Here is a 24,998-nt window from a genome sequence, read left to right as displayed (position 1 = left end):
AAACTTAGCCCCATCCCGAGAGTGGTATCGGTGAGGATAAAGCCGAGGGGTTACTTGGTCTTAGCTTTGCGAGTTGAGGTGGTGCGTCCCTTGCGCCCTCCCTTACGTGCTGACTTCGTTGGTGTCTCGGCGATGAGCTTGAGGCAGTCATCGTAGGAGAGACTCTCGGGGACAGTTCCCTTGGGGAGCTTGTAGTTCTCTCCTTTGTATTTGAGGTAAGGGCCAAAGCGTCCATCACGTATCTGGAGCTCGGTATCCTCAGAGAAGGTTTTTAGTAGGCTCTTCTCTTCGTTTGCCTGCTTATCTTTAATGAGCTGGATTGCTTCCTCCTCGGTGTATGCTAGGGGATCAGCCTCCTTGGGTAGGCTATAGTATTTGCCTGCATGCCGTACATAGGGACCAAAGCGCCCACTTGCAACGGTGAGGGGTTCCCCTTCATACATTCCTATGGTTTTGGGGAGATCAAAGAGTGAGAGAGCTTCGTCTAGTGTGATGGTCTCTAGGGACTGCCCAGACTGAAGAGACGCAAATCGAGGCTCCTCTTTGTCCTCGGAGGTGCCCAGCTGTGCCATTGGGCCATAGCGACCGATGCTGACAGAGACTTGTAGACCTGTACCGGGCTGGGTACCTAGGATTCGTTGGCCTACCCGTTGCTCACTGCGCTCAGTAGTGACACGCTCTACCACGGGATGAAAGTCCCCATAGAATGAGCCAATCGTGCCTGTCCAAGCGTTATTCCCCTCTGCTATTTCATCAAATTCTGATTCGACACTTGCCGTAAAGTTGTAGTCCACGATGCTGGGGAACTGTGCGACGAGGAAGTCGTTCACTACAATCCCGACATCGGTGGGAAGGAGCTTGCCTTTGTCAGCTCCGTAGATTTCAGTCCGCACCTCACGCTTGATGGCGCTCCCCTCGCTAGTGAGGACAATGTAGTTGCGCTCCTGCCCCTCACGATCGCCTCGCTCTACGTAGCCTCTATTCTGTATTGTCTGGATGGTTGGTGCATAGGTAGAGGGGCGGCCTATGCCTAGCTCCTCCATCTTGCTGACCATGGAGGCCTCAGTATAGCGTGCAGGGCGCTGGGTGAAGCGTTCTTCGGCAAGTAGTCCCTTCAGGGTGAGGATATCTCCCTCCTGCATGGGGGGGAGCAGTTTGGTCGCTTCGGGTGTACCCTCCTCGTTGTTGCCTTCCATATATACATCTAGGAAGCCTCGGAAGGTGATGACCTCTCCCTGAGCAACGAAGGCGTACTCTGTACCCCTGACTGGTAGAGAGATCGTGGTGCGTTCCAGCTCTGCATCCTTCATCTGCGAGGCTAGGGTACGCTTACGGATTAGATCGTAGAGACGCTGCTCCTGCGCCGTGCCTGCGACTTGCTCTCTATCGATGTAGGTGGGGCGAATAGCCTCGTGTGCCTCCTGTGCACCTTTACTCTTTGTTTGGAAACGTCGAGCCTGATGGTACTCCTTCCCTGGGTGAAGTGCTATCTGATGTGCAATGGAGGCTAAGGCTTGGTTAGAGAGATTTACCGAGTCTGTTCGCATGTAGGTGATGTGTCCAGATTCGTAGAGGGACTGGGCAAGGCGCATTGTCAGTGATACGGGGTAGCCCAGCTTATGTGCAGCCTCCTGCTGGAGGGTGGAGGTGGTGAAGGGTGCTGCGGGTGAGCGACGTGCTGCTCGGCGGGTAATCGTCTCTACCGAGAAAGATTCTCTGAGGCAACGCTCCATCAGCTCCTGTGCCTCCTGCTCCTGAGTGAAGCGGTGATTGAGCTCTGTGCGTAGGGTGTCCCCCGAGGCAAGTGTGAAGTCGGCTTGTAGGCGGAAAGCACTTTGAGGTACAAAGGCGTTAATCTCTCGCTCCCGATCAACCACAAGGCGTACCGCCACGGACTGTACTCGCCCAGCTGAGAGAGAGGGACGGATACGCTTCCAGAGGACGGGCGAGAGCTCGAAGCCCACGATACGGTCCAGCACGCGGCGAGCCTGCTGGGCATCCACTAGGTTCATATCAATGTCTCTGGGGTGCTCAAGCGCCTGAAGAAATGCCTCGGCTGTAATCTCATGGAAGACGATACGTCTGATCTTAGCAGGGTCAAGTCCTAGAGCCTCCTTCAGATGCCAAGCAATAGCCTCTCCCTCGCGGTCTTCATCGGAGGCAAGGTAGACGAGATCGGCTTTCTTGGCTTGGGCTTTTAGTTCTTTGACTAGTGCCTTCTTGTCGTCGGTGATGACGTACTCAGGGCGGAAGTTATCCTGTATATCAACGCTGAAAGAGTGCTGCTTGAGATCGCGCACGTGTCCAGCACTAGCCATCACCTTATAGTCGGTGAGCTTATGTTTCTTCAGGAAGCCTTGAATGAGTTCCGCCTTCTTGGGAGACTCTACTATTACTAAGTTCATCTAATGATTCGCCTACTTGTCGTCTGTGGGGAGATGAGGAGATAATGCCTTGTTATTTTGCTTGCAAAGGTAGCAAAAAGCGTATATCCCTAGCGAAAGAGATTTTTCGCGGGGCACCAACCTTCTTTTGATCACTTTCTCTCTGTCTCAGAGGAAACTTTCTAGGTTTGCCTTCCTTATCTTTTCCTCTTAGAGTGGGTTTCATCTCTGCTTTTCTGCTTCCGGTGGCTTGCCTTATACCCCGTTGTCGTCTGCTTAGGTTCCTAAATAGAGGTTGTGGAGGAATGTGTAAAATCACCTATGATAGGTGATCGCTGCCACTTATCATAGGTGGATGTTGTCACCTATCATAGGTGATTTGTGAGGTTACGAGGGAAACTAAACGAGGGTAAAGAGGAACGAGATAGAGGGGCTTCGGGAGAAAGAGAAGGGTAGGGAAAGAAGAACGTATTGCACGCTTTGGGTGATTGTGAGCAGAATTTTGTAGTTTTGCACAAGGTGGGTACGACTCATACCCCTTGGTACAACCACATCACATAGATTATCCGTCTAGGGAAGTTAAGTACAGAGACATGGCAACCATTGTCAAAACAAAGGATCTGATGATCGAGGTAGCACGACAGCTCTTCGCTCGTTTTGGGTTTACCAATACGACGATGAACGATATTGCTGATGCCTCAAAGAGGGGGCGCCGTACACTCTACACTTACTTTAGGAACAAGGATGAGATCTATCATGCCGTCATCGAGCGAGAGCTGGAGCGTCTATGGCATGAGCTGGAGCTGGTGGGACGTCTCTCGGTTAGCCCCGAAGAGAAAATCATGACAATGATGCTCACGCATCTGGACAAGATCAAAGACCTCGTACTACGTAATGGGTCACTCCGTGCGGAGTTCTTCAAGGATATTTGGCTGGTAGAGCAGGCTAGAGTTACCTTCGATCGCAGGGAAATCCATCAGATTGAGGCTGTGCTTCAAGAGGGACGGCAGGCAGGTCTCTTTTTCGTTGAGGATGTGCGTCTCACCGCCTACCTATTGCAGAACATCGTAAAAGGTATGGAGGTACCTTTCATCAGTGGTGCCTACCGCTCCGAGGGAACAGTGGATGAGATACGACGCTGCGTCCGTCACTTCCTCCTCAATGGACTGATGCACCCCAACCGTGGGGAGCATATATAAGTAATGTAAACCCTTTAACAAGAGAATAGATATGAACTTACTATCTGGCAAGGTAGCCGTTATCACGGGCTCAGGTCGTGGAATCGGCCGTGCGATTGCACTAAAGTATGCACAGGAAGGTGCAGATGTGGTCATCACTGACCTCAAGATCGATGAGAGCGTAGAGTCCTTCGTGAAAGAACTACAGGCTCTAGGCGTTCGAGCTAAGGCCTATTCCTCTAATGCTGCGGACTTCGAGGCTGCACATCAGCTCGTAGATCAGGTAGTCTCCGACTTTGGTCGCATCGACGTATTGGTTAATAATGCAGGGATCACCAGAGATGGACTGATGATGCGTATGACCGAAGATCAGTGGGATCTCGTAATCAATGTGAACCTGAAGTCTGCCTTCAACCTCATCCATGCTGTGACGCCCGTTATGCTCAAGCAACGCAGTGGAAGCATCATCAACATGGCCTCTGTCGTTGGGGTATCTGGCAACGCTGGTCAGACAAACTATTCGGCATCAAAGGCAGGGATGATAGGGCTAGCCAAGAGCATAGCCAAGGAGCTTGGCTCACGTGGTGTACGAGCAAATGCTATCGCACCAGGCTTCATCATCACTGACATGACACATGCTCTGAGTGAGGAGGTGCGCAAGCAGTGGGAGGCTCAGATTCCCCTGCGTCGTGGTGGCACGCCAGAGGATGTAGCTAATGTGGCTACCTTCCTTGCCAGCGACCTATCTTCCTACGTTACGGGACAGACGATCCACGTCTGCGGAGGTATGAACATGTAGGGATCCTCTCCCTCAGGTTATTTCTCTTCCTCAACCCCTCCTTTGAGCCACCCTTATATGAGTCTCATGTAGCTTTCCCCAAAAGGCTTAGGGATTTGCTCGGAGTTTATCTCAAAGGAAAGATAGGAAGAGGAGGATCTCTCCGTCCTAGGACAAGTAAAAGTAAAGGCGACACACCTCACTAAGGTGTGTCGCCTTTAGCATTGGGAGTAAGTGTCCCCTAGTGCAAGGCTGCTAGGCGAAGGACTTCACAGACTGTCGGGTGTGGGAAGACGACCTTAGCTAGGTCGGAGAGCTTCAGCGCACATTGCACTGCCATCACTGCAGGTACGAGGATCTCAGAGGAGCCATTGCCGAGGAGGTGTACTCCGAGGATGACGCCTGACTCGTCGGTAAGGATCTTGCAGATACCGTTTGCTTGTTCATTCTCAATAACGAACCGCCCCGAGAGGGTCATCGGCACACGGTGGACTTGGTAGGTAGCTCCTCCTTGCTGGAGCTCCTGCTCCGTGCGCCCTACAGAAGCTATCTCAGGGTTGGAGTAGACGATCCCAGGGATGGCATGATAGCTCATCTCTTCCTTGCCTCCGAGGATATGATCCACCGCTACCACCCCTTCGTGGGCAGCTGTATGGGCGAGCATAGAGACACCATTGACATCTCCTATGGCATAGATACCTGGGACTGATGTCTGCATATAGCGATCAACAGTAATAGCACCTCGCTCGAGCTTCACCCCAAGGGTCTCCAGACCTAGCCCATCTGTCACAGCCCTACGACCCACACTGACAAGGAGTTTCTCATAGGGTATCTCCAGCACAGCTCCATTGTACTCTGCCACGATCACATCTGGGCGTACAGCAGTGACTTTTGTCTCAAGATGAAACTTTACTCCCTTCTTCTCAAATGCTCGTTGTAGCTCTGTTGATACCTCCTCGTCCATAGGACCAAGTATCTTGGGGAGCATCTCAATAACAGTTACCTCGACACCCAGAGAAGAGAAGAATGAGACAAACTCCATCCCGATGACGCCTCCCCCAAGGACGACAAGAGACTTGGGTAGCTCATCTATCTCTAGAGCCTCCTTTGCCGTCCAGTAGGCAGTCTCATTTAGACCAGGGATAGGTGGTATAAAAGCCTTAGATCCTGTTGCTAGGATAACGTTCTTAGCTTCGTAGGTGGTTTCGCCTGCTTGGATGAGGAAGTTTTCCCCCGCCTTCCCAGAGAGCTTAGCCTCCTCTGTGACGATGTCTACACCACTATTCTGTAGACTCATGCGGATACCTGCTGAGAGCTTCTTGAGTATTTTGTTCTTACGAGCCATCACCTTCGATAGCTCCAGCTCCGCCTCAGGGATTGAGAGACCATACTTGCGTCCCTCTTGGGCTTCGCTCAGCAAGTGTACCGAGTGAAGGAGTGTCTTTGTGGGGATACAGCCTTCGTTAAGGCATACGCCACCGAGCTTATTCTTTTCGAAGATAACGACCTTGAGGCCGTGAGTGGCAGCATGCTCCGCTGCATCCGTACCACCAGGGCCAGCCCCGATGATAGCTAGGTCATAGTTCATTGTAGTATGTACTTAGGTATGTAGTGACGAAAGGACTTAGCTTAGCCCTTCGATAAAGCCGTTGATGAAGTCGATGCGCTGTGCCTGCGGACTCTTAGGTAGTCCAGGCATACGCATCAGGGTGCCGAGGACAAGAACAATCACCTCTGCCCCAGTATTGATTACCACGTCTCGTACCTCTAGGTCGAAATCCCGCACACTTCCATAGGCAGTAGGGTCTTCGCTGAACGAGTATTGGGTCTTGGCCACACAGATAGGGAAGCGGTCCCAGCCATGGGTGCTGATACGTGCCAGCTGCTTCTTTGCCTTAGCTGAGAAGGTGATGCTCCGTGCTCCGTAGATCTTCCGGGCTAGTAGCTGAGCCTTCTCTTCAATCGAAGCTTCGAGAGGATATGTGAAGGTCAGAGGTTTAGAGGGCTCCCTACCGATTGTATCCACCACAAGCTGGGCAAGCTCGAGAGCGCCAGCTCCACCCTCGGAAAAAGCAGTGTTGACAGCAAAGCCTATGCCTAGTGATGCACAATGTGCTCGTACAACTTCGATTTCTTCGTCCGAGTCAGTTGCGAAACGATTGAAGGCTACGATAACAGTTTGACCGAAGCTACCTAGATTCTCGATGTGTCGATCTAGATTGGCGAGCCCCTTGCGTACACCCTCCACATTTGGAGCTTTGAGCTCTTTCTCATCTACACCACCATGCATCTTTAGTCCTCCTAGTGTCGCTACTAGAATGGTTAGGGCTGGTGATAAGCCTGCTGTGCGACACTTGATGTTGTAGAACTTCTCAGCTCCAAGGTCAGCTCCAAAGCCTGCCTCTGTGATGGTGTACTCGGAGTGCGCTAGAGCCATGCGTGTAGCAAGGATCGAGTTACAGCCATGAGCAATGTTAGCAAACGGCCCGCCATGTATGAAGGCGGGTGTATGCTCCGTTGTCTGGGCAAGGTTGGGCTTTAGGGCATCAAGTAGCAGTACTGTGATAGCTCCAGCTACACCGAGATCCTTCACGGTGAAGGGGGTGCCACTCTTAGTGTAGCCTAGTAGGATGTTTTCTATCCTTCGTCTTAAATCCTCAAGTGAGGTGGCAAGGCAAAGAATAGCCATGATCTCCGAGGCTGGGGTGATGTCGAAGCCTGATTCAGCAGGGATACCATTGACGGAACCACCAAGTCCAGTGACTACCTCCCTGAGGGCACGATCGTTGATATCTAAGACACGTCTCCAGAGTACCTCACTGAGACCATCAATGGGGTTGTTTCGGTTCTGATAAATGTAGTTGTCTAGGAGTGCTGTGATCATGTTATGAGCGGAGGTGATGGCATGAAAATCTCCTGTGAAATGGAGGTTGATCTTCTCCATCGGGAGTACCTGTGCATAGCCTCCTCCTGCAGCTCCTCCCTTTTGTCCGAAGCAAGGCCCCAGAGAGGGCTCACGAAGGGCAACAACAGCACGCTTACCCAAGCGCGCCATGCCTAGGGCAAGACCTATGGAGACTGTTGTCTTGCCGATGCCTGCTTTTGTTGGGGTGATTGCTGTGACGAGGATAAGTTTTCCAGAGGGTGGTGTGCTGGGTATCTCAGATAGGTCTACTTTGGCAATATGCTTGCCATGATGCTCAAGGCTCCCCACGGGGATGCCTGCCTGATTGGCAATCTCATCGATAGGTTTGAGGGCGATTGAGCGAGCGATTTCGATGTCCGTCTTCATTGCCGTAATTGATTAGAGTTGAGTGAATCCTGCATCAAATATACAAATAAAGCTGCTCTGTAGTCTCAGCTCCTGAGATGGGAGAGTAACAAGCCAAAGAGGGTCTTACCGCAACGGTCTCTGATTTCCCGAAAACTCTCTGCTTGAGGCTATGGAAAGAGGTGCTTAGGCTATCGTTGGTAGACTCTAACTCTTCCAAGAAAGGAGTTGAAACACTCAATGAATTACTAAAGACTATTAAAAGAGAAATAAATATGCCTAAATCTGTCTGCTACAAGGGTGGTTTAGGAGGTATATATAGTTTGCTAAGATTAAAATAGATTAAAGTTTTAGGGATGTGTTGATATTGCTTGCATATAAGGATATTTCTCTGCACCTTTGTAGTACCAATTCGAAGCAATCTTTTTCGTAACCGAGAATTGTGTTTGGTTGCAGAGCCAAGATACCGTAATACACACACCTGTCTGCATAGCCCCGGTACTCTGGATGAGTGCTGGGGCTAGCTTTTCTTCATGCCTCCCTGACATAGTTCTTCCCTTTTGTACCCCACAGTGGGTATTAGTTATACCCTACAGTGGGTATTGATTGTACCCCACGGTGGGTATTAATCGGACCCTACGGTGGGTATCGATTGAACCCTATACTTGTTGAGAATGCNTAGTTATACCCTACAGTGGGTATTGATTGTACCCCACGGTGGGTATTAATCGGACCCTACGGTGGGTATCGATTGAACCCTATACTTGTTGAGAATGCCCGTGTAAAACGAGATCAATTGGGGTGATGAGAGCTATGATAATTATCTATTGATGGTGATGGTATATAATGGACAGGGACACCACATGGATTGTACCTCCACGTGGTGTCCCTGTTATTATCTCCTCCTTGTGGGGAAGGATAGCTTACTCCTTGTGGGCTGCGATGCGAGCCTGGATAGCTGCGATTAGCTCTGAGATAGGCATCCCGCTGCGCTCACTCATCATTGAGATTGTGGCACGGGGAATCATGATCCGAGCTAGTGGGCTGGAGAGCATCTTGAATGCTGGGTTAATCTGTGGTAACTCAGCCTTGAGCCAAGGATAGACGTCTAGTAGGTGCTTGAGACGTGTATCGCCGTTGTACTCAGAGATCTCTGTGACTGGTTCTTCCTCTGGCTCCTCTGTTGGAGCGTTAGCAGGTTTCTTCATGCAGGAGCAGGATACATAGTTATCATCGTCATCCTCTTCTTCTGCATGGTGATGATGTGACTCCTGAGGGTGGGGTGCTTCTTGATGAGGAGCACTATGCGAAGGGGATGCATAGGCACTTCCCTCTTGATCTGCACGATTGTGCTTGTCTGCAGCCTTGTTACTCTTATCCCAAGAGAGCAGGGTACGTGAGCCTTCGAGGCTACGGATACGAGTACAATCTTGCATCATCTCCAATACACCACGGAAGCGTCCCTGTTCATCACGGACTGCCACGTATGTAATATAGATAAAGAGGCCAGGCTTATTGATCCAGAAATCGACTTCGTCTTCCTCTCCGTTGCGGAACTTCTCGATAATCTCCTCTACGAGGTGGACACTGGTACGAGGGTGGCAGTTCTTCACATCACGCCCGATTACGTTCTTGCTTCGTGGGAAGACCCGGTGGTCGGTGTCCGAGTAGAAACGAACAATCTCACTCTCGTCCACATAAGAGAGGTCTACGGGGAGGTGTTTATAGACGAGGTTGATTTGCTCGAGGGTCATCTGCCCCTGAGCAACGTCCAGTAGTCCATTGGGGTCTGTACCACCTGCACTGAAGTACTTACCGAGGAGTGCTGCTAGTTCACCAGCGAAGCCTGCTGTCATAGCTGTACCAGATGCAGGGGTAGGCTCTTCTTGCTCCTTCTTAGCCTTGCCCACACGTATCCAGGCATAGCCAATCTCACGGTCTCCAGCCTTCATCTCCTCAAACTCGTTGGGACGTATCATAGCCAGCGATGTGGGGTAGAGAACAGTTTCTTCCTTCTGCATCAAGTCGAGGACATCCTCAACGATCATCTTCTGCATCTTGATGAACTCCTCATCCTTATCCTGCTCTATGAGACGGCGTGCATCGCTTATCTCGTCACGGATGAAGTCATCGAGGAGCCACATCGTCGTTGTTGGGCGGTCGAAACCTTTCTTCTCTAGTATGGAGTAGAGCTGGTTCTGCTTGCGCGAGAGGTGAAGGCGATACTTGTGAAGCTCATCGTAGAGTGCGAGCCATTGGTTTTTGATTACAGGGTACTGAGCTAACTCCTCTACTTGCTTGAGGAGTTCACGCATGGCATCATTCTCACGAATATAGCACATGATTGGATGGTCGGGGGGAAGGTCAGGACGGCTAGTATCCATCACGTCCTGGAAGAGTTGCATCATCTGCTGAATATCTTCCTTGCGACACTCGTCCTCCTCGAAGGTCTTGAGCTCTTGCTCTGCTAGAGCAATCTCATAGGGGCGAAGTGTCTTTACCTTCTCTCTGAGGATGGCACGAGCATCATCGAGGGAGAGATCTCCACTCATGTAGCGTTCTTTTGTATCGAGGACGATACGTAGCTTATCCATGTTTACCTCTGGGAGGTGCTTCTGCATTTCCATATGGGAATCTTCTGTTAGTTCCTACGATTTATTAAGTAGACATAGAATTCACTGTCTACTAAGGCTTCGATACCAATCATCGCCTCACCTGGGAATCGTAGCAGGGTACCGGGGGTGAGCTTGTGGGTTTCGTTACTGTCGAGGGTCGTTATCACCTCACCCTTCACTACGGAGAAGAATACATCTTGCCCGACATGGTCGTGAGGACGTACCTTTTTCCCTTGGGGCAGGTCTACGTGTACGACCATGAGTTCCTCTTGCTCTGCGACGAGACCAAATTCATTAATCTCTGTTCCTATCATTGTTTGTGTCTGCTTGATGTTTGTTTGTTGAGCAATTCTATCTCTATGGAGGCAGTGCCAGATGAGAAGCCGACCACGTGCCTCGGTACACCCTCTTGCTCGTAAGGATACACAGCGATAGAACAATGCTTCTGGATCAATCGTTCACGTGGAAGTCGTTATTGCTTGATCTCAGAGAGGCTAGAGAGTTGCTTACGTAGCTGATGTACCTCATTCTCAAGATGAGTAATCTGCTCATCTTGGGCTCGGATGGTCTGCTGGTAGGAGTTCAGCTCCTCAGTCTCAATGCTACTAGGTGCTTGCTCTTCCACTCGAAGGAGAAGGTCACTGAGGACGTTCATGTAGTTATTGAACGCATCATAAGGTGAGCTGTAGGGGCTAAATGGATGTCCTCCCCAATTGACCGTATTCATATAATAGAAGTGATCTGCACTTTGCAGGTATAGCCAATCCTGTAGGAGGCGTCGATCCTCGAGGGCATGCACGCGCTCCCCCCAGGCACGTAGCTTTTCGATTGCACCCTGCTGTAGGATGTTTCCGTTCCATTCGTTTGTGCTCTTCTCCTCTCCAGCCCAGCTGATAGGGTAGGCCACAGAGAGCGCACCAACGCTCTTCTCTTCATCTAGAAGTCTAGATGGAGTAGTAAAACTCACCTCATAGTTGGCTGCTAGAGCAGGTAAAGCACGGAAGAACTCAAATATTCCTGTCTCTGGGCGGTTCATCACACCTAGGACTTCGTAGTTCATATAGAGACAAACGAAGTCTTCCCCTTCGGGTAACCATTTTACTCGTCCAAGGAGCTTATCAGCTGTGACTGGGTACTCTGCTGAGGCATAGTTGGAGAAGTGTGAGGTGATCAACTCTGTGAGATTTGCGTTGTGCAGTAGGAGGGTGGTTTTAGGGCTAACCGCAGAGGTGTAGAGGTAATTGGGGCTCTTCCATCCCAACACATGCTTAGCTCCCTCGGTGATGATGCCTTCGTAGCCGAGGGCGGAGAGCTCCAGAGCAATATCATCCGAATAGATGAGCTCGGTATTGCAAAAGACGCGAGAGGGACTAACCCCAAATAGCTCTCGGAGCTTAGTCTGCTGCATCCGTACCTGATTGCGAAACTCTACGCTATCGTAGAGCGAGGAGATGGAGTGGGCATAGCTCTCGGCAAGTAGCTCCACTCGTCCCGTAGCTACCAGCTCCTTGAAGCTATCGATTAGCTCGGGCTTATAGTACTCCATCTGCTCAATTGCTAAGCCAGAGAGTGAGAAGCTTACTGAGAAATCAGGGTAGGCCTTGAGTAACTCTAGGAGCATACGATTAGCCGGAAGGTAGCAGGTATCGGCAATGCGCTCGAAGACCTCTTCATTCAGGTAATCATCTGAATAATAATGGGAATTCCCTATGTCGAAGAAGCGGTAACGCCTCAGACGATAGGGCTGATGTATCTGGAAGCAAAGACAAATCTTTTTCATGAGGGGAATGAGTATAGTGGAGTTGTGACTTAGCGTGTATATCGTTCGTAGATGGCACGTACCTTACGTCCAGCTGCCTCCCAAGTAATGCTATTGACTTCCTTTAGGCCTTCTTCCTTCAGGAAGGTATGCATCTCGGGGTATGTAATTAAAGCATAGATGGCATCGGCCATAGCATCGATGTCCCAGTAGTCTACCTTCACAGCATAGCTTAGTATCTCTGCACAACCAGACTGATAAGAGATGATTGAGGGAACACCGCACTGCATCGCCTCCAGAGGAGATATGCCGAAGGGTTCCGAGACGGAGGGCATAACGTAGACATCGCTTGACTTAAACACTTCATAGACTTGCTGACCCTTCATAAAGCCTGTGAAGTGGAAGCGATCGGAGATATTCCTTTCGGCTGCCAGACGAATCATGGCATCCATCATATCGCCGCTACCTGCCATGATGAAGCGCACATCCTTCGTTCGCTCTAGTACTTTAGCAGCAGCTTCAACGAAGTATTCACACCCCTTTTGCATCGTGATGCGTCCGAGGAAGGTCACGACCTTGTCCTTGACTCCTCGCCGATCGGGTAGGGCGAGTATGGATGGAGCAAGCGGAGTAACTGCATTATGTATAGTGGTGACTTTAGCAGGGTCTTGGTGGTACTTGTCGATTACTGTTCGGCGGGTAAGGTCGCTCACGGTAATGATGTGATCAGCCTGATTCATCCCGTCCATCTCGATACCAAAGACCGTTGGGTTTACATTACCCCTACTACGGTCGAAGTCGGTGGCGTGTACATGTACGATGAGAGGCTTCCCCGTCACTTGCTTGGCGTGGATACCCGCAGGATAGGTCAGCCAGTCGTGGGAGTGGATGATATCTACTTGTTCGGCACGTGCAATTACACCTGCTACGATGGAGTAATTGTTGATCTCCTCCAGAAGGTTATCGGGATACTTGCCCGAGAACTCAAAGCAGCCAAGGTCATTCGTCCCACGGTAGGAGAAGTCAGCATAGATATGATCCCTCAGATGGTAGTACATCTCTGGGCTCATTTTGCCAGAGAGACGCTCTCGTACGTACTCATAGGGTACATCTCGATAGACTATGGGGGTATCACCTGCACCAATGATACGCAGGAAGCTCGTGTCCTCATCACCTGATGGGCGAGGTATGACAAAGGTAATGTCCATATCCCCTTGAGCTGCCATGCCCTGTGTCAGACCGTAGCTGGCAGTACCTAGACCACCTAGTATGTGGGGAGGGAACTCCCATCCAAACATTAACGCTTTCATTCGTACCTGATAATCGGCAGTGTCTGTGTATCGTATTCTCTCTTGGCTTCCTCGAGGAGCTTGAGCGAACGTAGTATCTCTCCTACGCTCATGGCGAAGGAGATAGCTCCGCGCCCCTTGAAGGGTGGGTTCCCATCAAATAGCTCACTGATTGTCCCCACGCCATGCTCCTGTAGCTCCTCCTCCATCCCGATGAGTGTCCTCTCAACGAAGGAGATAGCCCCTTGCCCGTAGAGCTTGAGGTAGGCCTCGAAGTATGAGCCCAGGAGCCATGGCCATACAGAGCCATTGTAGTAGGCTTGCTCTCTTTGTAGCTGGGTGCCATGGCACTGTGGCTGGTAGCCATCACTCTTGGGGCTTAGGGAGCGAAGACCCTTAGGCGTACGTAGCTCTCGTGTGATAATCTCCACCACAGAGCGACGTAGCGGCTTGGAGAGGGGCGAGTAGGGGAGTGAAGCGGCAAAGATCATATTGGGTCGTACGCTCCAGTCCTGCCGTGTATGAGGGGAAATGTAGTCAAAAAGATAGCCATGCTCATTGACGAAGACTTGGTTAAAGCTCTCCCTGACTTGCTCTAAGAGTGTCTCTAGCTGCTCATCCCACCTAGAGGGTATCACTTCTTTGTAGAAGCAGAGAGCATTGTACCAGAGGGCATTCACCTCCACGAGATAACCCTCTCGGCGAACGACTGCCCGCCCACCTATCTTGGCATCCATCCAGGAGAGGGGCTTCCCATCTCCTATGATGAGGCAGAGACCCGTCTCATCGATACGAAGATTGGGGTGTACGTTGCGCAGGTAGTAATGGATTAGTTCATCTAGGAATGAGCCGTAGCGGCTGACCATGTCTTCGTTACCCGCGTAGTGGGCATACTGCTGTAGTGTCCAGATGGCCCAGAGGCCGACGTCAGGTTCGTTGATGCCTTGTATCTCCTTTGACACTCCTACTTGGTTCATGAAGGCTCGGGTATCGGGGATGACGGTATCCATGATGCGGTAGAACCGCTCAGGGGCATCGGCGTAGATAGTACAGCCTGGCAGAGCGATGAAGAGGTCCCTTGCCCTCACTCCGAACCAAGGGTAACCAGCGAGGAGGTAACCACGGGTTGCATCGGGACGGTAATAGAATTGTAAGGCTGAGTTTAAGAGGCAACTACGGAAGTCCTCCCTCGGGGTACGCATGGCGAGCTCCTCCTCGAAGAGAGGGGCAAGGCTCTCTGGTGCTACTTCATCTAGCCCTGCGGAGAAGTACACGGTCTCTCCAACGGCTATATCTACGTCGAAGTAGCCAGGCACGTAGAGATCCTCAGTGTACTCGTAGCCCCGCTCCCGCTCCTTGGTGTACTCTATCCGTTCGTTCCAGGTAGGGGCGCTGACGTATTGATGCTCCTTCGAGAGCTGAAGGTGTAGGGTAGGGTAGCCCTCGTAGAGACAGAAGCTCACCCCTGACTTGACCTCCTGATAGGCTTCATTGATCGAGGTATTCTGATGAGTGAGTATCTTGACGTCTCGGAAGGCTAAGAAGGGGGAGAGTCGTAGGGTCGTCTGGCTATGTGCCTCCAGGAGGGTATAGCGAAGTAGCGCACGATTGACGTAGTGGCAGAAGATAAACTCCTTCCGCAAGACTACGCCCCCCACACGGTAGGTCGTCGAGGAGGCTACGTCTACATTATACTCACGGATATACTTATGCCCCTTAGGTGAAAAGATGTCTCCTTCGTACTCATGTATCCCTACATTGAAGGGCACTCCATGCTGTATGATCGTTAGGTCTAGGCTGGAGAGCAGGACATGGTTATTGGGGCTCAGAGAGGGGATTGGTATGACAAGCACACCATGGTATTTGCGTGTGTTACAGCCGACGATGCTGGAGCAGCAGTAAGCTCCTTTACGGTTCGTGCGGATGTACTCACGCTGGGTAGACTCATCGAGGTTCGCCATGAGTCGGCGGTCGAACTTGAGGTAACTCATGCTTTGTCTATGTAGTGTACCTACACTGCCTCTTCTGGGAGAGAGGTCAGATGGGTAGAGTTTGAGCTGCTTATTGTCTACATATCTCAGGCTATTGGTTTCCCTGGGGGGAGAGACCTAGGCCTAATTACCCTGCTAAGTTAGAAATTAAACCGAGGAATATCAAGATTTTCGTCTATTTCCTATAAGAGACTTCATCTAGCCCCTGTGTGGAGCGGGTTTGGGAGTCGCCCTAGGGGTTCCCCCGTAACCTCTAGGGAGGTACTGAGGATACCTACCTAGAGGTTCCCTCGGTACCTCCTACTAGGTTCCCTCAGTACCTATTTGGGGAATGATGGGTAGGCAGAAGGGAGAAGAAAAGCAATCTAGGGCAAGGGGAGTGGATATTAGGTAAAACGGATGAAGTGGAATCGGTTAGGGTAGAGCCAGAAGTCCTCCACCAAGGCCCCTTGGGGATGCCAAACTTATTACCCCTCTCGTCTGGCTGAGGCTACCATAGGGTGAGCCAGAGGTGCCTCTAGAAGTATGGGATAGCTTTACCCAATCATGCCATGACCTCATTCTAGGTAGAGCTACCATGGTATAGTAGGGGATAGCTCCAGCGGGGAACTGGCGTAGAAAAGGCTATCTTTGTAGGATAAATAGCTTCGTCACTACAGCGAATAACGGTAGTGCTTATTATGGTAAAACGTCTACGCCTCACCAGCATTGTGGCTCTCACGAGCCTCACTCTCCTGAGCATAGCCTCTCCTCTAAGGGCTCAGACACGGCTAGGGTTGCATCTAGGGCAATCCGAAGAGCTGTCTCTAGCCCTTGATGGGCGATTGACTTTTGAGTCTGCCCTTTTCCTACCCGAGAATAAGTCCAACTACCTCTGGGGGAAGAATGTGGCAGATGCTGAGCCCTTTCGTATGTCTCCAGGAGTGACAATCTCGCAGGCTCGTCTAGCACTTGTCACCAAATACCAGTCATGGACGGGGAGGATAGATGTGAACTTCGCTGGGCAGAAGGTACGCCTCAGTGACACCTATATCCGCTATGCCTATTCGGAGCGGGGGGATATCACGCTTGGGCATCTCTACGACCCGATTAGCATCGGACTGAATACCTCATCTCGCCATGTGTCGCTTATTATGCCTATGGTGGTTACCTTCCTTACACCCGTGGTACGTCACATTGGGATTACCTTGACTCAGTGGGGGGGAAGGTACTGGTTCTCGGGAGGACTGTATGCAGGGGGTATTGTCGGGACTACATCGGGGGCAAACCGCTACTGTGAGGGCTATGGTGTGGCTGCTCGTGCTGCATGGCTCCCCATTTGCTCTGAGGGAGATGTCTTGCACCTAGGAGTGTCAGCCAGCACACGTACACCAGAGCGTAGGCTTGACCCTACGGGAGGAATGCTCCTAGCTGCGCATGGTAGCTCTGTAGTAGATGAGAGGAGCTTTGTCCAAACGAAACTGCCAAACGTGCAGCGGTATGAGATCTTTGGAGCAGAGGCGGCTTACCGCAATACCAAGTTCTATGCTCAGGGGGAATTTCTCCTGACCAACATTGGATATACCCCCGAGTCGCATGCTCGACGTCCAGAGGATATTGAGCGAGGGCTCTTTGTCTCACCAGAGGAGTATGAGAGCTTCTTTGGGGGCTACCTTACTGCCAGCTATATGCTCCGTGGGGAGCAACGTGCCTATAATCGTAGATCGGCTACCTTTCGCAACACCGCCGATGAGCTCCTCCCAGGGGGGAACCTCGAGCTGATAGCACGTCTAGGCTATCTAGATGCAGACCAAGGGGGGAGACTAGCAGAGGGTATAGCTGGGATTAATTGGTACCCCAACCTATATGTAGTGCTGGGTGCAAGCTACACCTACGGCAATATGGATGCACGTGCCAATGCTGGTGGCTACCTGCATAGCAAGGCCCTTGGCGAGGAAGGGCTACGCCTACATACCCTGCGATTGCGCGCTCAGTTTGTCTTTTAATACACTAGTGATTTCCCTACGATGTACTTGAAGTCGTCCATTCTCCTTTCTCTTAGCCTCTTCTTCCTTTCCTCCTTATCCCTAGGGGCGAAGGAGGTAAAGCCTAAGACTCCTGTAGCCTCAGAGACCCTGCTCAGGGATGCCCGAGAGGCTTATCTAGCCTACCGGTTCTCCGATGCACACACGCTCCTCGAGAAGTACGTCACTGCTCTCGGGCGACGTAAGCAGGCTATCCCTGACTCTGTGCGCCTATTACAGGCAAGAGTGCAGCGCGCTGAGCGTATGTATCAACGTGCCGAAGACCTAACCTTCGAGTCTCGGTATATGGTAGCCAAGAAGGAGTGGCTTCAGAAGATCAATGAGCTAAGGAATCGTTTAATTCCCGAGGAGGGGGTGCTCAAGTGCGATAGCCTTATGGGGCAAACCTCCTACCGAGACAAGCTGGGTCGTAATTGGATCCGCCCCTCTTCCTCGAGCCTAGAGTGGCTCTCTATGGTGGGCAAGAACTGGGAGGTACAGCCTATCGAAATGAAGGCACTTAATAGTGGGGCTGAGCTTATATACCCTTACCTGCTAGAGGATGGGACGACTCTGCTCTTTGGGCGTATGTCGGATGATGGACTTGGGGGATACGACCTCTATATGTCTCGCCTCACAGGGCAGGGGGATAGCTTCTACGAGCCAACCCTTCTGGGGATGCCCTACAACTCTCCCTACAATGACTACCTCCTGACTTATGACGAAGAGAAGGACGCTGGTTGGTTGGTGACAGATCGTTTCTGCCCCTCAGACTCGCTCTTCGTATACTACGCTAAGGGGAGACCTCCTTTCCTATCAGGTAAGAGCCGTGACGAGGTAGACTCGCTGAGTGCAGAGCAGGCTTTCCTGCGTGCAAGCCTCCGTGACCTACCCTCAAGAGATACGGATGTTGCTGTTGCCACACCCGAGGATGAAAAGTCTGGTGACTTCTACTTCCTGCTCCAAGGAAATCGTGTTTATCGCTACTGGTCAGACTTTTCTTCTAAAGAAGCTGTAGAGGCCTTCCGTAAGGCAGAGGAGCAGAGGCTCGCACTAGAGAAGAAGCAAGAGTCTCTTGCGCATCTACGCCTCCAATGGCAGCAATCGACCGAGGAGAGACGGAAAGATCTACGCGAAACGATCCTCATGACTGAGACCCAGCTCGCATCAGAAGCTGAGAAGCTGAAAGCCCTATACGATGCCGTGCGTAAGCTCGAAGGTGTACACTAATAAGATCCCTCTTGGAAACATTTAACCATATCATCAACCCCGATATTGCCCTCTCGGCGTGGATAGCACTGGCTGTCAGTGGCTTGCTCCTCATTCTCTCGGGCTTTATGTCCTCATCCGAGGTCGCATTCTTTTCGCTTTCTCCCTCGGATATCGATGCGATTAAGGAGGAGGAAGACCCCGCAGACCCAGCCCTCCTTGACCTGTTAAAGGATACGGAGAGGCTCCTAGCAACCATCCTCATTGGCAATAATCTCGTCAATGTGGCAATCGTCATCCTCACGGGCTATGCCTTCAGCTTGATCTTCGACTTTTCCTCGGCTCCTGCTCTGGGCTTCATCGTGCAGACCGTCATCTTGACACTCCTGCTCTTGCTCTTCGGCGAAATCATCCCCAAGGTTTATGCTCAGGCGAGACCTCTTGCCTTTAGTCGCTTTTCCTCGGGGAAGATGCGCATTGTCTCTCGTCTCCTGTATCCCTTCTCGAGCTTCCTCATGCGCTCCACAAGCCTTGTGACACGTCGCATGCAACCTCGGAAGTACGATCTCTCGGTAGATGAACTCTCGCAGGCTGTAGACCTACTGGAGGGACACGAGCCCGAGGAGAAGGAACTCTTCGAGGAAATCATCAACTTCCATCATAAGACAGCCTCTGAGATTATGGTGCCTCGTGTCGATATGACCGACATAGATATATCGTGGGATTTCCACCGTATGCTCTCTTTCGCTGTCGAGTGTGGCTACTCGCGCATCCCCGTTTATGAGGGCTCTGAGGACAACATCAAGGGTATCCTCTATCTGAAGGACCTCATTCCGCACAAGAGCAAGGACGCAGATTTTGATTGGCGAGGCTTGATCCGAGAGGCATACTTCATCCCTGAGAATAAGCCCCTCGATGACCTCTTGGAGGAATTCCGTAGCACGAAGAAGCACATCGCCGTGGTCGTGGACGAATATGGTGGTACAAGTGGCATCGTAACAATGGAAGATCTGCTGGAGGAGATTGTCGGTGAGATCACGGACGAATATGATGAGGACGAACTGCCCTACAAACGTTTGCCTGACGGGAGCTATCTCTTCGAGGGAGGTACGCCTCTGACCGATGTCCTGCGCGCCCTCGACCTAGAGCCTGGTACGTTTGGCAAGAGCGAAGACCAAGTAGATACTCTCGGTGGCCTTGTGCTGGAGCTGAAGCAAGACCTCCCACGTAAGGGTGATGTCGTTAGGACGGAGGGTTGGCAGTTTCGTGTCACTTCGCTGGAGAAGTTTCGTATCACCGAAGTGCAAATCATTCCTCCACCAGCATCTGATGTTGCCTCAAGCTAGCAGTGTACAGATAGAGCAAGTAGAAGGGCTACCCGATGGGATAGCCCTTTATCTCTGTCGCTTCGTCTCCGAGGGAGGGGAAGAACGGCTAAGCAAGGGAAGGAGGGAACAGCTGGATAGAGAAAGGCAACTTATCCTTCACCTCATCCAAGAGGCTCTGTCCCTGCCTTCCCCGCCCGAACTGGCTCATCATCCTTCGGGGGCTCCTTTCCTTCCACAGCACCCAGAGAAGAGTATCAGCATCAGCCATGCAGCGGGCGTGGTGGCAGTCCTCCTTGCCCCAAGCACATATCGTCTTGGTGTTGATGTTGAGCGAAGGCGTCCCCAGCTCCTCCGAGTGCAGACAAAGTACCTCCATGATGACGAGCTTCCCATGCTCCTCCCCTGTATTTCCGACGAACTGACGGCTTTGACGCTCCTTTGGTCTGCTAAGGAAGCCCTTTTCAAGCTCCTCCAGCCCCCCTCACAGTCGCTTCTTGACTTCCGCCTGAGGGATTTTTCTCTTCTTCCCTCTGCGTCAAGACGTATTGGCCTGTTTCCCTCTGCTCCCCATCCTGCTCTTCGCGGTAGCTACTGTCCCTCTCTTGCTACGCCTGCTCAGTCTTCTCCCTCGGACTTTCGCCCCATCTCTTCGGGCTTACTTACTTTTGAAGCCTCTTCCTCCTCTTCTCGCCTCGTTCCCCTTTCCTTCAACCTCTACGATGATTTTCTCCTCACCTATTGCTGGACGCGAGAGTAGGGGATAGGTGTGTGAAACACATAGTATTGTCATGAGCTGGTAGCCGAGAGGTAGGTTATGCTTGGGTTGCTTTCAGTTGCTCTTTCGTATCTCTCTTACCTCTTTCTTGTTTTACCTCTTCATGTAGGCTCATAAACGACGCCCCCAACCTGCGACAGCAGGTTGGGGGCGTCGTTTATGGCAAGAGGGGATTAGATCCCTATGCCGCCATCTGAAGGCGGAAACTTTAGTGTTGCCATCGTACTATTACAGAGCAAAAAATTTAGGTATATACTAAAATTTCTATATACCTAAATTTATTTATGTATATACATAAAATATATTTTGGGTAAGTTCTACTTTATGCTGTAACTATGCCTAAGGCCACATGTTGGGATGCCAGAGGAATGGTCACTCCTAGAGACCAAGGCTTTGCCTACGATGCACAGGGAGGTAGGCCCGAAGGGTAAAGTGTGATTATTTGTATTCAGGGCGGTACTTGTTCCCCTCTTCATCCTCGAGGATACCGAGGTAGCTGGTATATCGTGAGGGAGCAATAGAGCCTTGCTCTAGGGCTTCACGTACGGCACAGCCAGGCTCATGCGTATGTGTACAGTTGTTGAAGCGACAGCCTTCACTGAAGCGGAAGATCTCAGGGAAATAATGAGATACCTCTTGTCCCCTCATCTCAAGCGTACCGAAGCCTTTGATCCCTGGGGTGTCAATAAGGTAACCATTAGAGTGGGGGAGAGGAAGCATCTGAGAGAAGGTTGTGGTGTGCATCCCCTTGAAGTGAGCTAACGAGATATTTCCTGTCTTAAGCTCTGCTCTTGGTATGAGACGATTGATCAAGGTGCTTTTCCCTACGCCCGAGTGCCCACTGAAGAGAGTTATCTGCCCTGATAGACGCTGTGTTAGCTCTGAGATTCCTTCACCTGTGGTAGCTGATACCTTATGACAGGGATAGCCTATCTGCGTATAGAGCTCAATCAGCTCATGCATATAGGCTGTGTCCTCAGGAGTATAAAGGTCTATCTTGTTAAATACAAGTTCTGTCGGGACACGATAGGCCTCGGCAGTAGCAAGGAAGCGGTCAATAAACGTCGTGCTGGTCTCGGGAGCTACTACTGTACAGACGAGGAAGGAGGCATCAAGGTTAGCAGCTAAGATGTGTGACTCCTTGGAGAGGTTTGCCGCACGGCGAATGATGTAGTTCCGACGGGGGAGAATATCGCAGATGTAGTGGGCCTCCTCGTCTGCTTGCCCTTTGCTCTGCTCAATGATGACGTGGTCGCCTACAACGATTGGATTTGTAGAGCGAATGCCACGTAGGCGTAGATTACCCTTGGCAAGGCACGGACGCTCTACACCATCCTCTGTGAGGACGATGTAGTGGCTCCCTGTGTTCTTGATAACTAGCCCTGTCACTAGAGGGTACTCGGAGAGTCTGTGCTATAGCTAAAGGAAATCATCAGACCCTAGACGGTCATGATTTCCTTCTCCTTAGCTGCGAAGAGTTCGTCTACTCTCTTAATGTAGCGGTCGTGTAGCTTCTGTACATCAGCCTCGGCATCCTTAGCTACATCCTCAGGGGTATTATCAGCCTTGATACTCTTCTTAATAAGCTCATTGGTGTCACGGCGGGCGTTGCGGATACTTACCTTAGCCGTCTCTGTGTCAGCCTTTACCTGTTTAACGAGTTCTCTGCGGCGATCCTCTGTGAGAGGAGGAATACCTAGGCGGACAACTTCACCATTATTCTCAGGGGTGATGCCAAGAGGAGAGTTGATGATGGCACGCTCTATATCTCGGATAATCCCCTTCTCCCAAGGTGTGATGACAATACTCTTAGCATCGGGGACAGTGACTGTACCTACCTGAGTGAGAGGAACGAGGCTACCGTAGTACTCGACCATAATCCCATCGAGGATCTTGATATTTGCCTTCCCTGCTCGTACACGGGCAAGGGCTTCTTCTAAATGCTCAACGGTCTTCTCCATCTGTGCGCCTGCTTGCGCAATAAGGTCTTTTAGTTCGCTCATATCGTTTAGTTGTTTTGTTATTGCATATACTTCTTGGTTCAGCACCTTTGGTTAGAAACCTACATAGGTACCGATAGACTCCCCGCGAAGTACCCTCAATAGATTACCTGGGGTATCCATATCGAAGACAATGATCGGGAGGTTATTCTCTCGGCACATCGTCGTAGCAGTCAGATCCATTACCTTCAGCCCTCTGTTGTAGATCTCATCATAGGTGATGCGGTCAAACTTAGTTGCGGTTGGATCCTTCTCTGGGTCTGCTGTGTAGATGCCATCCACACGCGTCCCTTTAAGCATCACATCTGCCTCCAGCTCAATGCCACGTAGGGACGAGCCTGTATCCGTAGTGAAGAAGGGATTGCCTGTCCCCCCAGAGAGGATAACGACCTCGCCAGCCTCTAGGGCATCGATGGCACGACGCTTGGCATAGAATTCTCCAATGGGCTCCATCCGTATGGCCGTCAAAACTCTATTCTTCACCCCACGAGCGGAGAGGGCAGAGCTAAGTGCTAGGCTATTGATTACGGTAGCAAGCATCCCCATCTGGTCGCCTTGCACCCGGTCAAAGCCCTGAGCTGCACCACTCAGACCGCGGAAGATATTGCCTCCACCGATGACAATCGCTACTTGGATCCCCATCTCTACGGCGGATTGTATATCCTGCGCATAGTCTCTGAGGCGGTCGGTATCTATACCATACTGCTTGGTACCCATTAGGGATTCGCCACTGAGCTTGAGTAGCACACGTCTGAAGCTATTCATTTCTTTTATACTTGTAGATTGTAGTGCAAAGAAACGATTTTTAGCCCAAATCTCTATGGAATTAGCTCTTCTCAAACCATCTTCTTGCCCCTTGTATATTGTACATGAAGTCATATTTGAGGAAGGCTATATGATAAAGAGTGGAGAGCAATGGGGTGAGGGGGAAGCTAGGGTTTCTATATCTATTTGATGTGTGTGGCTACTTTACAATATGTATTCCCGCATGTCAAGCACTAGTTTTAGAGGTGTTTGTAATGGAGGGTAACGAGTTGATATAATGGTTATACCTTCTTTTTTTGAAGTATCTATCCTACTTCTTTCCTAATTTGTTTCTAGAGCTACAGGGTGGTGTTCTATGTAAAAACCACGGCCTAATCTCGGTCGCTAGGGAAGAGGGAAGGAAAAAGCTCTAGAGTCTCCTCGAGGAGACTCTAGAGCTTTTAGATGAATTCACTAGAGCTTTTACACTATTACTCTAGAGGTTTTGAAAGAGAACTATAGATTATCCGTATAGGTAATGTTACAGTGCTCTCCTTTGGCATGAATGCTAGCGTCTAGCGTAAGTATTCTCAAACTTAGATTGACTTACAGTCTTAGCTGCATTATCGCCTTCCTTGAGCTTGACCTCTAGCTTTGTTGGGTAGCCATGATTATCGTGGCCAGAGTAGATGTAGGTTGTCTCCTGCTTGGTGACAGACTCAACCTGTCCACTGACATTGTACTGGGTCTCTATGCTCTTCTCAAATGTGACAAGTCCCAGGCTGTTATATTCCTTATTTGCTACGTAGTTCTTTACCTCTCTTAGGCCTGTACGCTGATTATTCCCGTCAAGGATAGGACTAAAGTTCTTGGTACGCTCCTCGACCACTCTACCATTGGCATCATAGCGATACGCATGAGAGAAGGAGGGGTAGTCTTCACGTCCGTTATGATGGTCTTGGATCTCAAATCCATTCTCGTAGCGATAGATCACGTTTGCATACTCCCTACGTCGCCCGTTCTCATAGACATACTCAACGGACTTTTTCTTTTTTCCATTCTCCCACGTATAGATTTTCTCACTTTGCAGGACAAGCTGGTTTGTTTGGATGTCGAAGTTATATCTCTCTTCCTTTGTGAGCTGCTCCCCAGTGTATGTATACTTGAACTTGCGATCAATCCTATATACGGGAGGTATTGGACTGCCCCCAGAGGCGTTGACATAGGATAGTGTCTCCGTAACTAGACCAGATCCATTGTAACTATGGGTCAGGTAGCTACTATGCTCGAACCGCTGGAAGCCTGTATTGTAGGTTAGGAACTGCTCCTTTACGGTCTTTCCTGATGCATCATAGGTGTAAATGGCCTGCTTCTCGGGTATAGTACCCGTTTCATCGAAGTTGGTTTCCTGCTTGACCTGAAGGTATTCTGATGTAGGTGGTGTGGGAGCTTCATTCGATTTCGAGCGACAGCTTGAGAGCATCCCGAGGGATAGAACAGATAGGCCAAGGACTAAGGCGTTTGTTTTCTTCATTATACGTTCGTTGTTGGAGGATGAATAATAGCCCTTCCTTATCACTAGAAGAGTGACCAGTCTAGAGCTTATCTATCAAATTTACACCCGAAAGATACAAATATTTGTAATATAACAAGAGTTTATTGTAAAATAACTCC

The 24,998-nt window shown here is 50.7% G+C and carries 18 protein-coding genes; 6 read left to right on the top strand and 12 right to left on the bottom strand.

Translation table 11 applies throughout. The features are described from left to right. Positions 1-50 precede the first annotated feature (50 nt). Positions 51-2,405, bottom strand: a complete 2,355-nt coding sequence (gene topA / locus HMPREF0636_RS07335; protein ID WP_044169489.1) for a type I DNA topoisomerase — start codon at positions 2,403-2,405, stop codon at positions 51-53. Between the two features lie 572 nt (positions 2,406-2,977). Between topA and HMPREF0636_RS07330 the strand changes: the two genes are divergently transcribed. Together HMPREF0636_RS07330 and fabG are read left to right on the top strand one after the other, a co-directional pair. After that, on the top strand, positions 2,978-3,583 hold the full coding sequence (locus HMPREF0636_RS07330; protein WP_044169487.1) for a TetR/AcrR family transcriptional regulator: 606 nt from the start codon (positions 2,978-2,980) through the stop codon (positions 3,581-3,583). A 31-nt stretch (positions 3,584-3,614) separates the two neighbouring features. After that, the gene (gene fabG, locus HMPREF0636_RS07325) at positions 3,615-4,361 is read left to right on the top strand and encodes a 3-oxoacyl-[acyl-carrier-protein] reductase (RefSeq protein WP_044169486.1); all 747 of its coding nucleotides are present in this window, start codon (positions 3,615-3,617) and stop codon (positions 4,359-4,361) included. A gap of 220 nt (positions 4,362-4,581) precedes the next feature. Here the strand turns inward: fabG and lpdA are convergent, their stop codons facing one another. The 7 genes from lpdA to HMPREF0636_RS07285 all read right to left on the bottom strand — a co-directional run bounded on the left by lpdA (position 4,582) and on the right by HMPREF0636_RS07285 (position 15,265). After that, positions 4,582-5,928 (bottom strand): dihydrolipoyl dehydrogenase, encoded by a 1,347-nt coding sequence (gene lpdA / locus HMPREF0636_RS07320; RefSeq protein ID WP_044169485.1) that lies wholly within the window; start codon positions 5,926-5,928, stop codon positions 4,582-4,584. Between the two features lie 36 nt (positions 5,929-5,964). Next, entirely contained in the window at positions 5,965-7,632 is a 1,668-nt protein-coding gene (locus tag HMPREF0636_RS07315; RefSeq protein ID WP_044169484.1) for a formate--tetrahydrofolate ligase, read from the bottom strand. A 902-nt stretch (positions 7,633-8,534) separates the two neighbouring features. Then, positions 8,535-10,238 carry a DUF438 domain-containing protein gene (locus tag HMPREF0636_RS07305; RefSeq protein WP_044169480.1) on the bottom strand — a complete coding sequence of 568 codons (1,704 nt, stop codon included), beginning with the start codon at positions 10,236-10,238 and terminating at the stop codon, positions 8,535-8,537. 14 nt (positions 10,239-10,252) lie between these two features. Next, positions 10,253-10,540, bottom strand: a complete 288-nt coding sequence (locus HMPREF0636_RS07300) for a cupin domain-containing protein (protein WP_005468593.1) — start codon at positions 10,538-10,540, stop codon at positions 10,253-10,255. A gap of 158 nt (positions 10,541-10,698) precedes the next feature. Beyond that, the gene (locus tag HMPREF0636_RS07295; protein WP_044169477.1) at positions 10,699-12,006 is read right to left on the bottom strand and encodes a glycoside hydrolase family 57 protein; all 1,308 of its coding nucleotides are present in this window, start codon (positions 12,004-12,006) and stop codon (positions 10,699-10,701) included. A gap of 29 nt (positions 12,007-12,035) precedes the next feature. Beyond that, positions 12,036-13,295 carry a glycosyltransferase family 4 protein gene (locus tag HMPREF0636_RS07290; RefSeq protein WP_044169475.1) on the bottom strand — a complete coding sequence of 420 codons (1,260 nt, stop codon included), beginning with the start codon at positions 13,293-13,295 and terminating at the stop codon, positions 12,036-12,038. Continuing rightward, a complete protein-coding gene (locus tag HMPREF0636_RS07285) occupies positions 13,292-15,265 on the bottom strand; it encodes an amylo-alpha-1,6-glucosidase (RefSeq protein WP_044169473.1) in 1,974 nt (657 codons plus the stop codon). Before HMPREF0636_RS07285 ends, HMPREF0636_RS07290 begins: the two co-directional genes overlap by 4 nt. Positions 15,266-15,945: 680 nt before the next feature. Between HMPREF0636_RS07285 and HMPREF0636_RS07280 the strand changes: the two genes are divergently transcribed. From HMPREF0636_RS07280 to HMPREF0636_RS08295, 4 genes are read left to right on the top strand one after another with little or no spacing between them, the layout of a single operon-like run. Next, complete coding sequence (locus HMPREF0636_RS07280) at positions 15,946-17,250, top strand: porin (RefSeq protein WP_044169471.1); 1,305 nt, start codon at positions 15,946-15,948, stop codon at positions 17,248-17,250. 21 nt (positions 17,251-17,271) lie between these two features. Beyond that, entirely contained in the window at positions 17,272-18,498 is a 1,227-nt protein-coding gene (locus HMPREF0636_RS07275) for a hypothetical protein (RefSeq protein WP_044169470.1), read from the top strand. A gap of 11 nt (positions 18,499-18,509) precedes the next feature. Beyond that, the gene (locus HMPREF0636_RS07270; protein ID WP_044169468.1) at positions 18,510-19,823 is read left to right on the top strand and encodes a hemolysin family protein; all 1,314 of its coding nucleotides are present in this window, start codon (positions 18,510-18,512) and stop codon (positions 19,821-19,823) included. Continuing rightward, on the top strand, positions 19,807-20,562 hold the full coding sequence (locus tag HMPREF0636_RS08295) for a 4'-phosphopantetheinyl transferase family protein (protein WP_052328790.1): 756 nt from the start codon (positions 19,807-19,809) through the stop codon (positions 20,560-20,562). Before HMPREF0636_RS07270 ends, HMPREF0636_RS08295 begins: the two co-directional genes overlap by 17 nt. A gap of 456 nt (positions 20,563-21,018) precedes the next feature. On the opposite strand, the gene rsgA is transcribed toward HMPREF0636_RS08295, so the two are convergent. The 4 genes from rsgA to HMPREF0636_RS07245 all read right to left on the bottom strand — a co-directional run bounded on the left by rsgA (position 21,019) and on the right by HMPREF0636_RS07245 (position 24,858). After that, positions 21,019-21,969 carry a ribosome small subunit-dependent GTPase A gene (gene rsgA / locus HMPREF0636_RS07260; RefSeq protein WP_044169467.1) on the bottom strand — a complete coding sequence of 317 codons (951 nt, stop codon included), beginning with the start codon at positions 21,967-21,969 and terminating at the stop codon, positions 21,019-21,021. Between the two features lie 50 nt (positions 21,970-22,019). Then, entirely contained in the window at positions 22,020-22,583 is a 564-nt protein-coding gene (frr, locus tag HMPREF0636_RS07255) for a ribosome recycling factor (RefSeq protein ID WP_044169465.1), read from the bottom strand. A gap of 51 nt (positions 22,584-22,634) precedes the next feature. Further along, positions 22,635-23,345 (bottom strand): UMP kinase, encoded by a 711-nt coding sequence (gene pyrH / locus HMPREF0636_RS07250; RefSeq protein WP_044169464.1) that lies wholly within the window; start codon positions 23,343-23,345, stop codon positions 22,635-22,637. A 547-nt stretch (positions 23,346-23,892) separates the two neighbouring features. Continuing rightward, positions 23,893-24,858 carry a hypothetical protein gene (locus HMPREF0636_RS07245; protein ID WP_155807307.1) on the bottom strand — a complete coding sequence of 322 codons (966 nt, stop codon included), beginning with the start codon at positions 24,856-24,858 and terminating at the stop codon, positions 23,893-23,895. Between the last annotated feature and the right edge of the window lie 140 nt (positions 24,859-24,998).

Source organism: Porphyromonas catoniae ATCC 51270, from assembly GCF_000565015.1.
Taxonomy (GTDB): domain Bacteria; phylum Bacteroidota; class Bacteroidia; order Bacteroidales; family Porphyromonadaceae; genus Porphyromonas; species Porphyromonas catoniae.
The sequence above is the reverse complement of the archived record's forward strand: the minus strand, read 5'-3'. Positions and strand labels throughout refer to the sequence as shown.

Coding starts and splice junctions, on each gene's coding strand:
- topA (WP_044169489.1), bottom strand. CDS start 2,405: ATGAACTTAGTAATAGTAGAGTCTCCCAAGAAGGCGGAACTCATTCAA.
- HMPREF0636_RS07330 (WP_044169487.1), top strand. CDS start 2,978: ATGGCAACCATTGTCAAAACAAAGGATCTGATGATCGAGGTAGCACGA.
- fabG (WP_044169486.1), top strand. CDS start 3,615: ATGAACTTACTATCTGGCAAGGTAGCCGTTATCACGGGCTCAGGTCGT.
- lpdA (WP_044169485.1), bottom strand. CDS start 5,928: ATGAACTATGACCTAGCTATCATCGGGGCTGGCCCTGGTGGTACGGAT.
- HMPREF0636_RS07315 (WP_044169484.1), bottom strand. CDS start 7,632: ATGAAGACGGACATCGAAATCGCTCGCTCAATCGCCCTCAAACCTATC.
- HMPREF0636_RS07305 (WP_044169480.1), bottom strand. CDS start 10,238: ATGGAAATGCAGAAGCACCTCCCAGAGGTAAACATGGATAAGCTACGT.
- HMPREF0636_RS07300 (WP_005468593.1), bottom strand. CDS start 10,540: ATGATAGGAACAGAGATTAATGAATTTGGTCTCGTCGCAGAGCAAGAG.
- HMPREF0636_RS07295 (WP_044169477.1), bottom strand. CDS start 12,006: ATGAAAAAGATTTGTCTTTGCTTCCAGATACATCAGCCCTATCGTCTG.
- HMPREF0636_RS07290 (WP_044169475.1), bottom strand. CDS start 13,295: ATGAAAGCGTTAATGTTTGGATGGGAGTTCCCTCCCCACATACTAGGT.
- HMPREF0636_RS07285 (WP_044169473.1), bottom strand. CDS start 15,265: ATGAGTTACCTCAAGTTCGACCGCCGACTCATGGCGAACCTCGATGAG.
- HMPREF0636_RS07280 (WP_044169471.1), top strand. CDS start 15,946: ATGGTAAAACGTCTACGCCTCACCAGCATTGTGGCTCTCACGAGCCTC.
- HMPREF0636_RS07275 (WP_044169470.1), top strand. CDS start 17,272: ATGTACTTGAAGTCGTCCATTCTCCTTTCTCTTAGCCTCTTCTTCCTT.
- HMPREF0636_RS08295 (WP_052328790.1), top strand. CDS start 19,807: ATGTTGCCTCAAGCTAGCAGTGTACAGATAGAGCAAGTAGAAGGGCTA.
- frr (WP_044169465.1), bottom strand. CDS start 22,583: ATGAGCGAACTAAAAGACCTTATTGCGCAAGCAGGCGCACAGATGGAG.
- pyrH (WP_044169464.1), bottom strand. CDS start 23,345: ATGAATAGCTTCAGACGTGTGCTACTCAAGCTCAGTGGCGAATCCCTA.
- HMPREF0636_RS07245 (WP_155807307.1), bottom strand. CDS start 24,858: ATGAAGAAAACAAACGCCTTAGTCCTTGGCCTATCTGTTCTATCCCTC.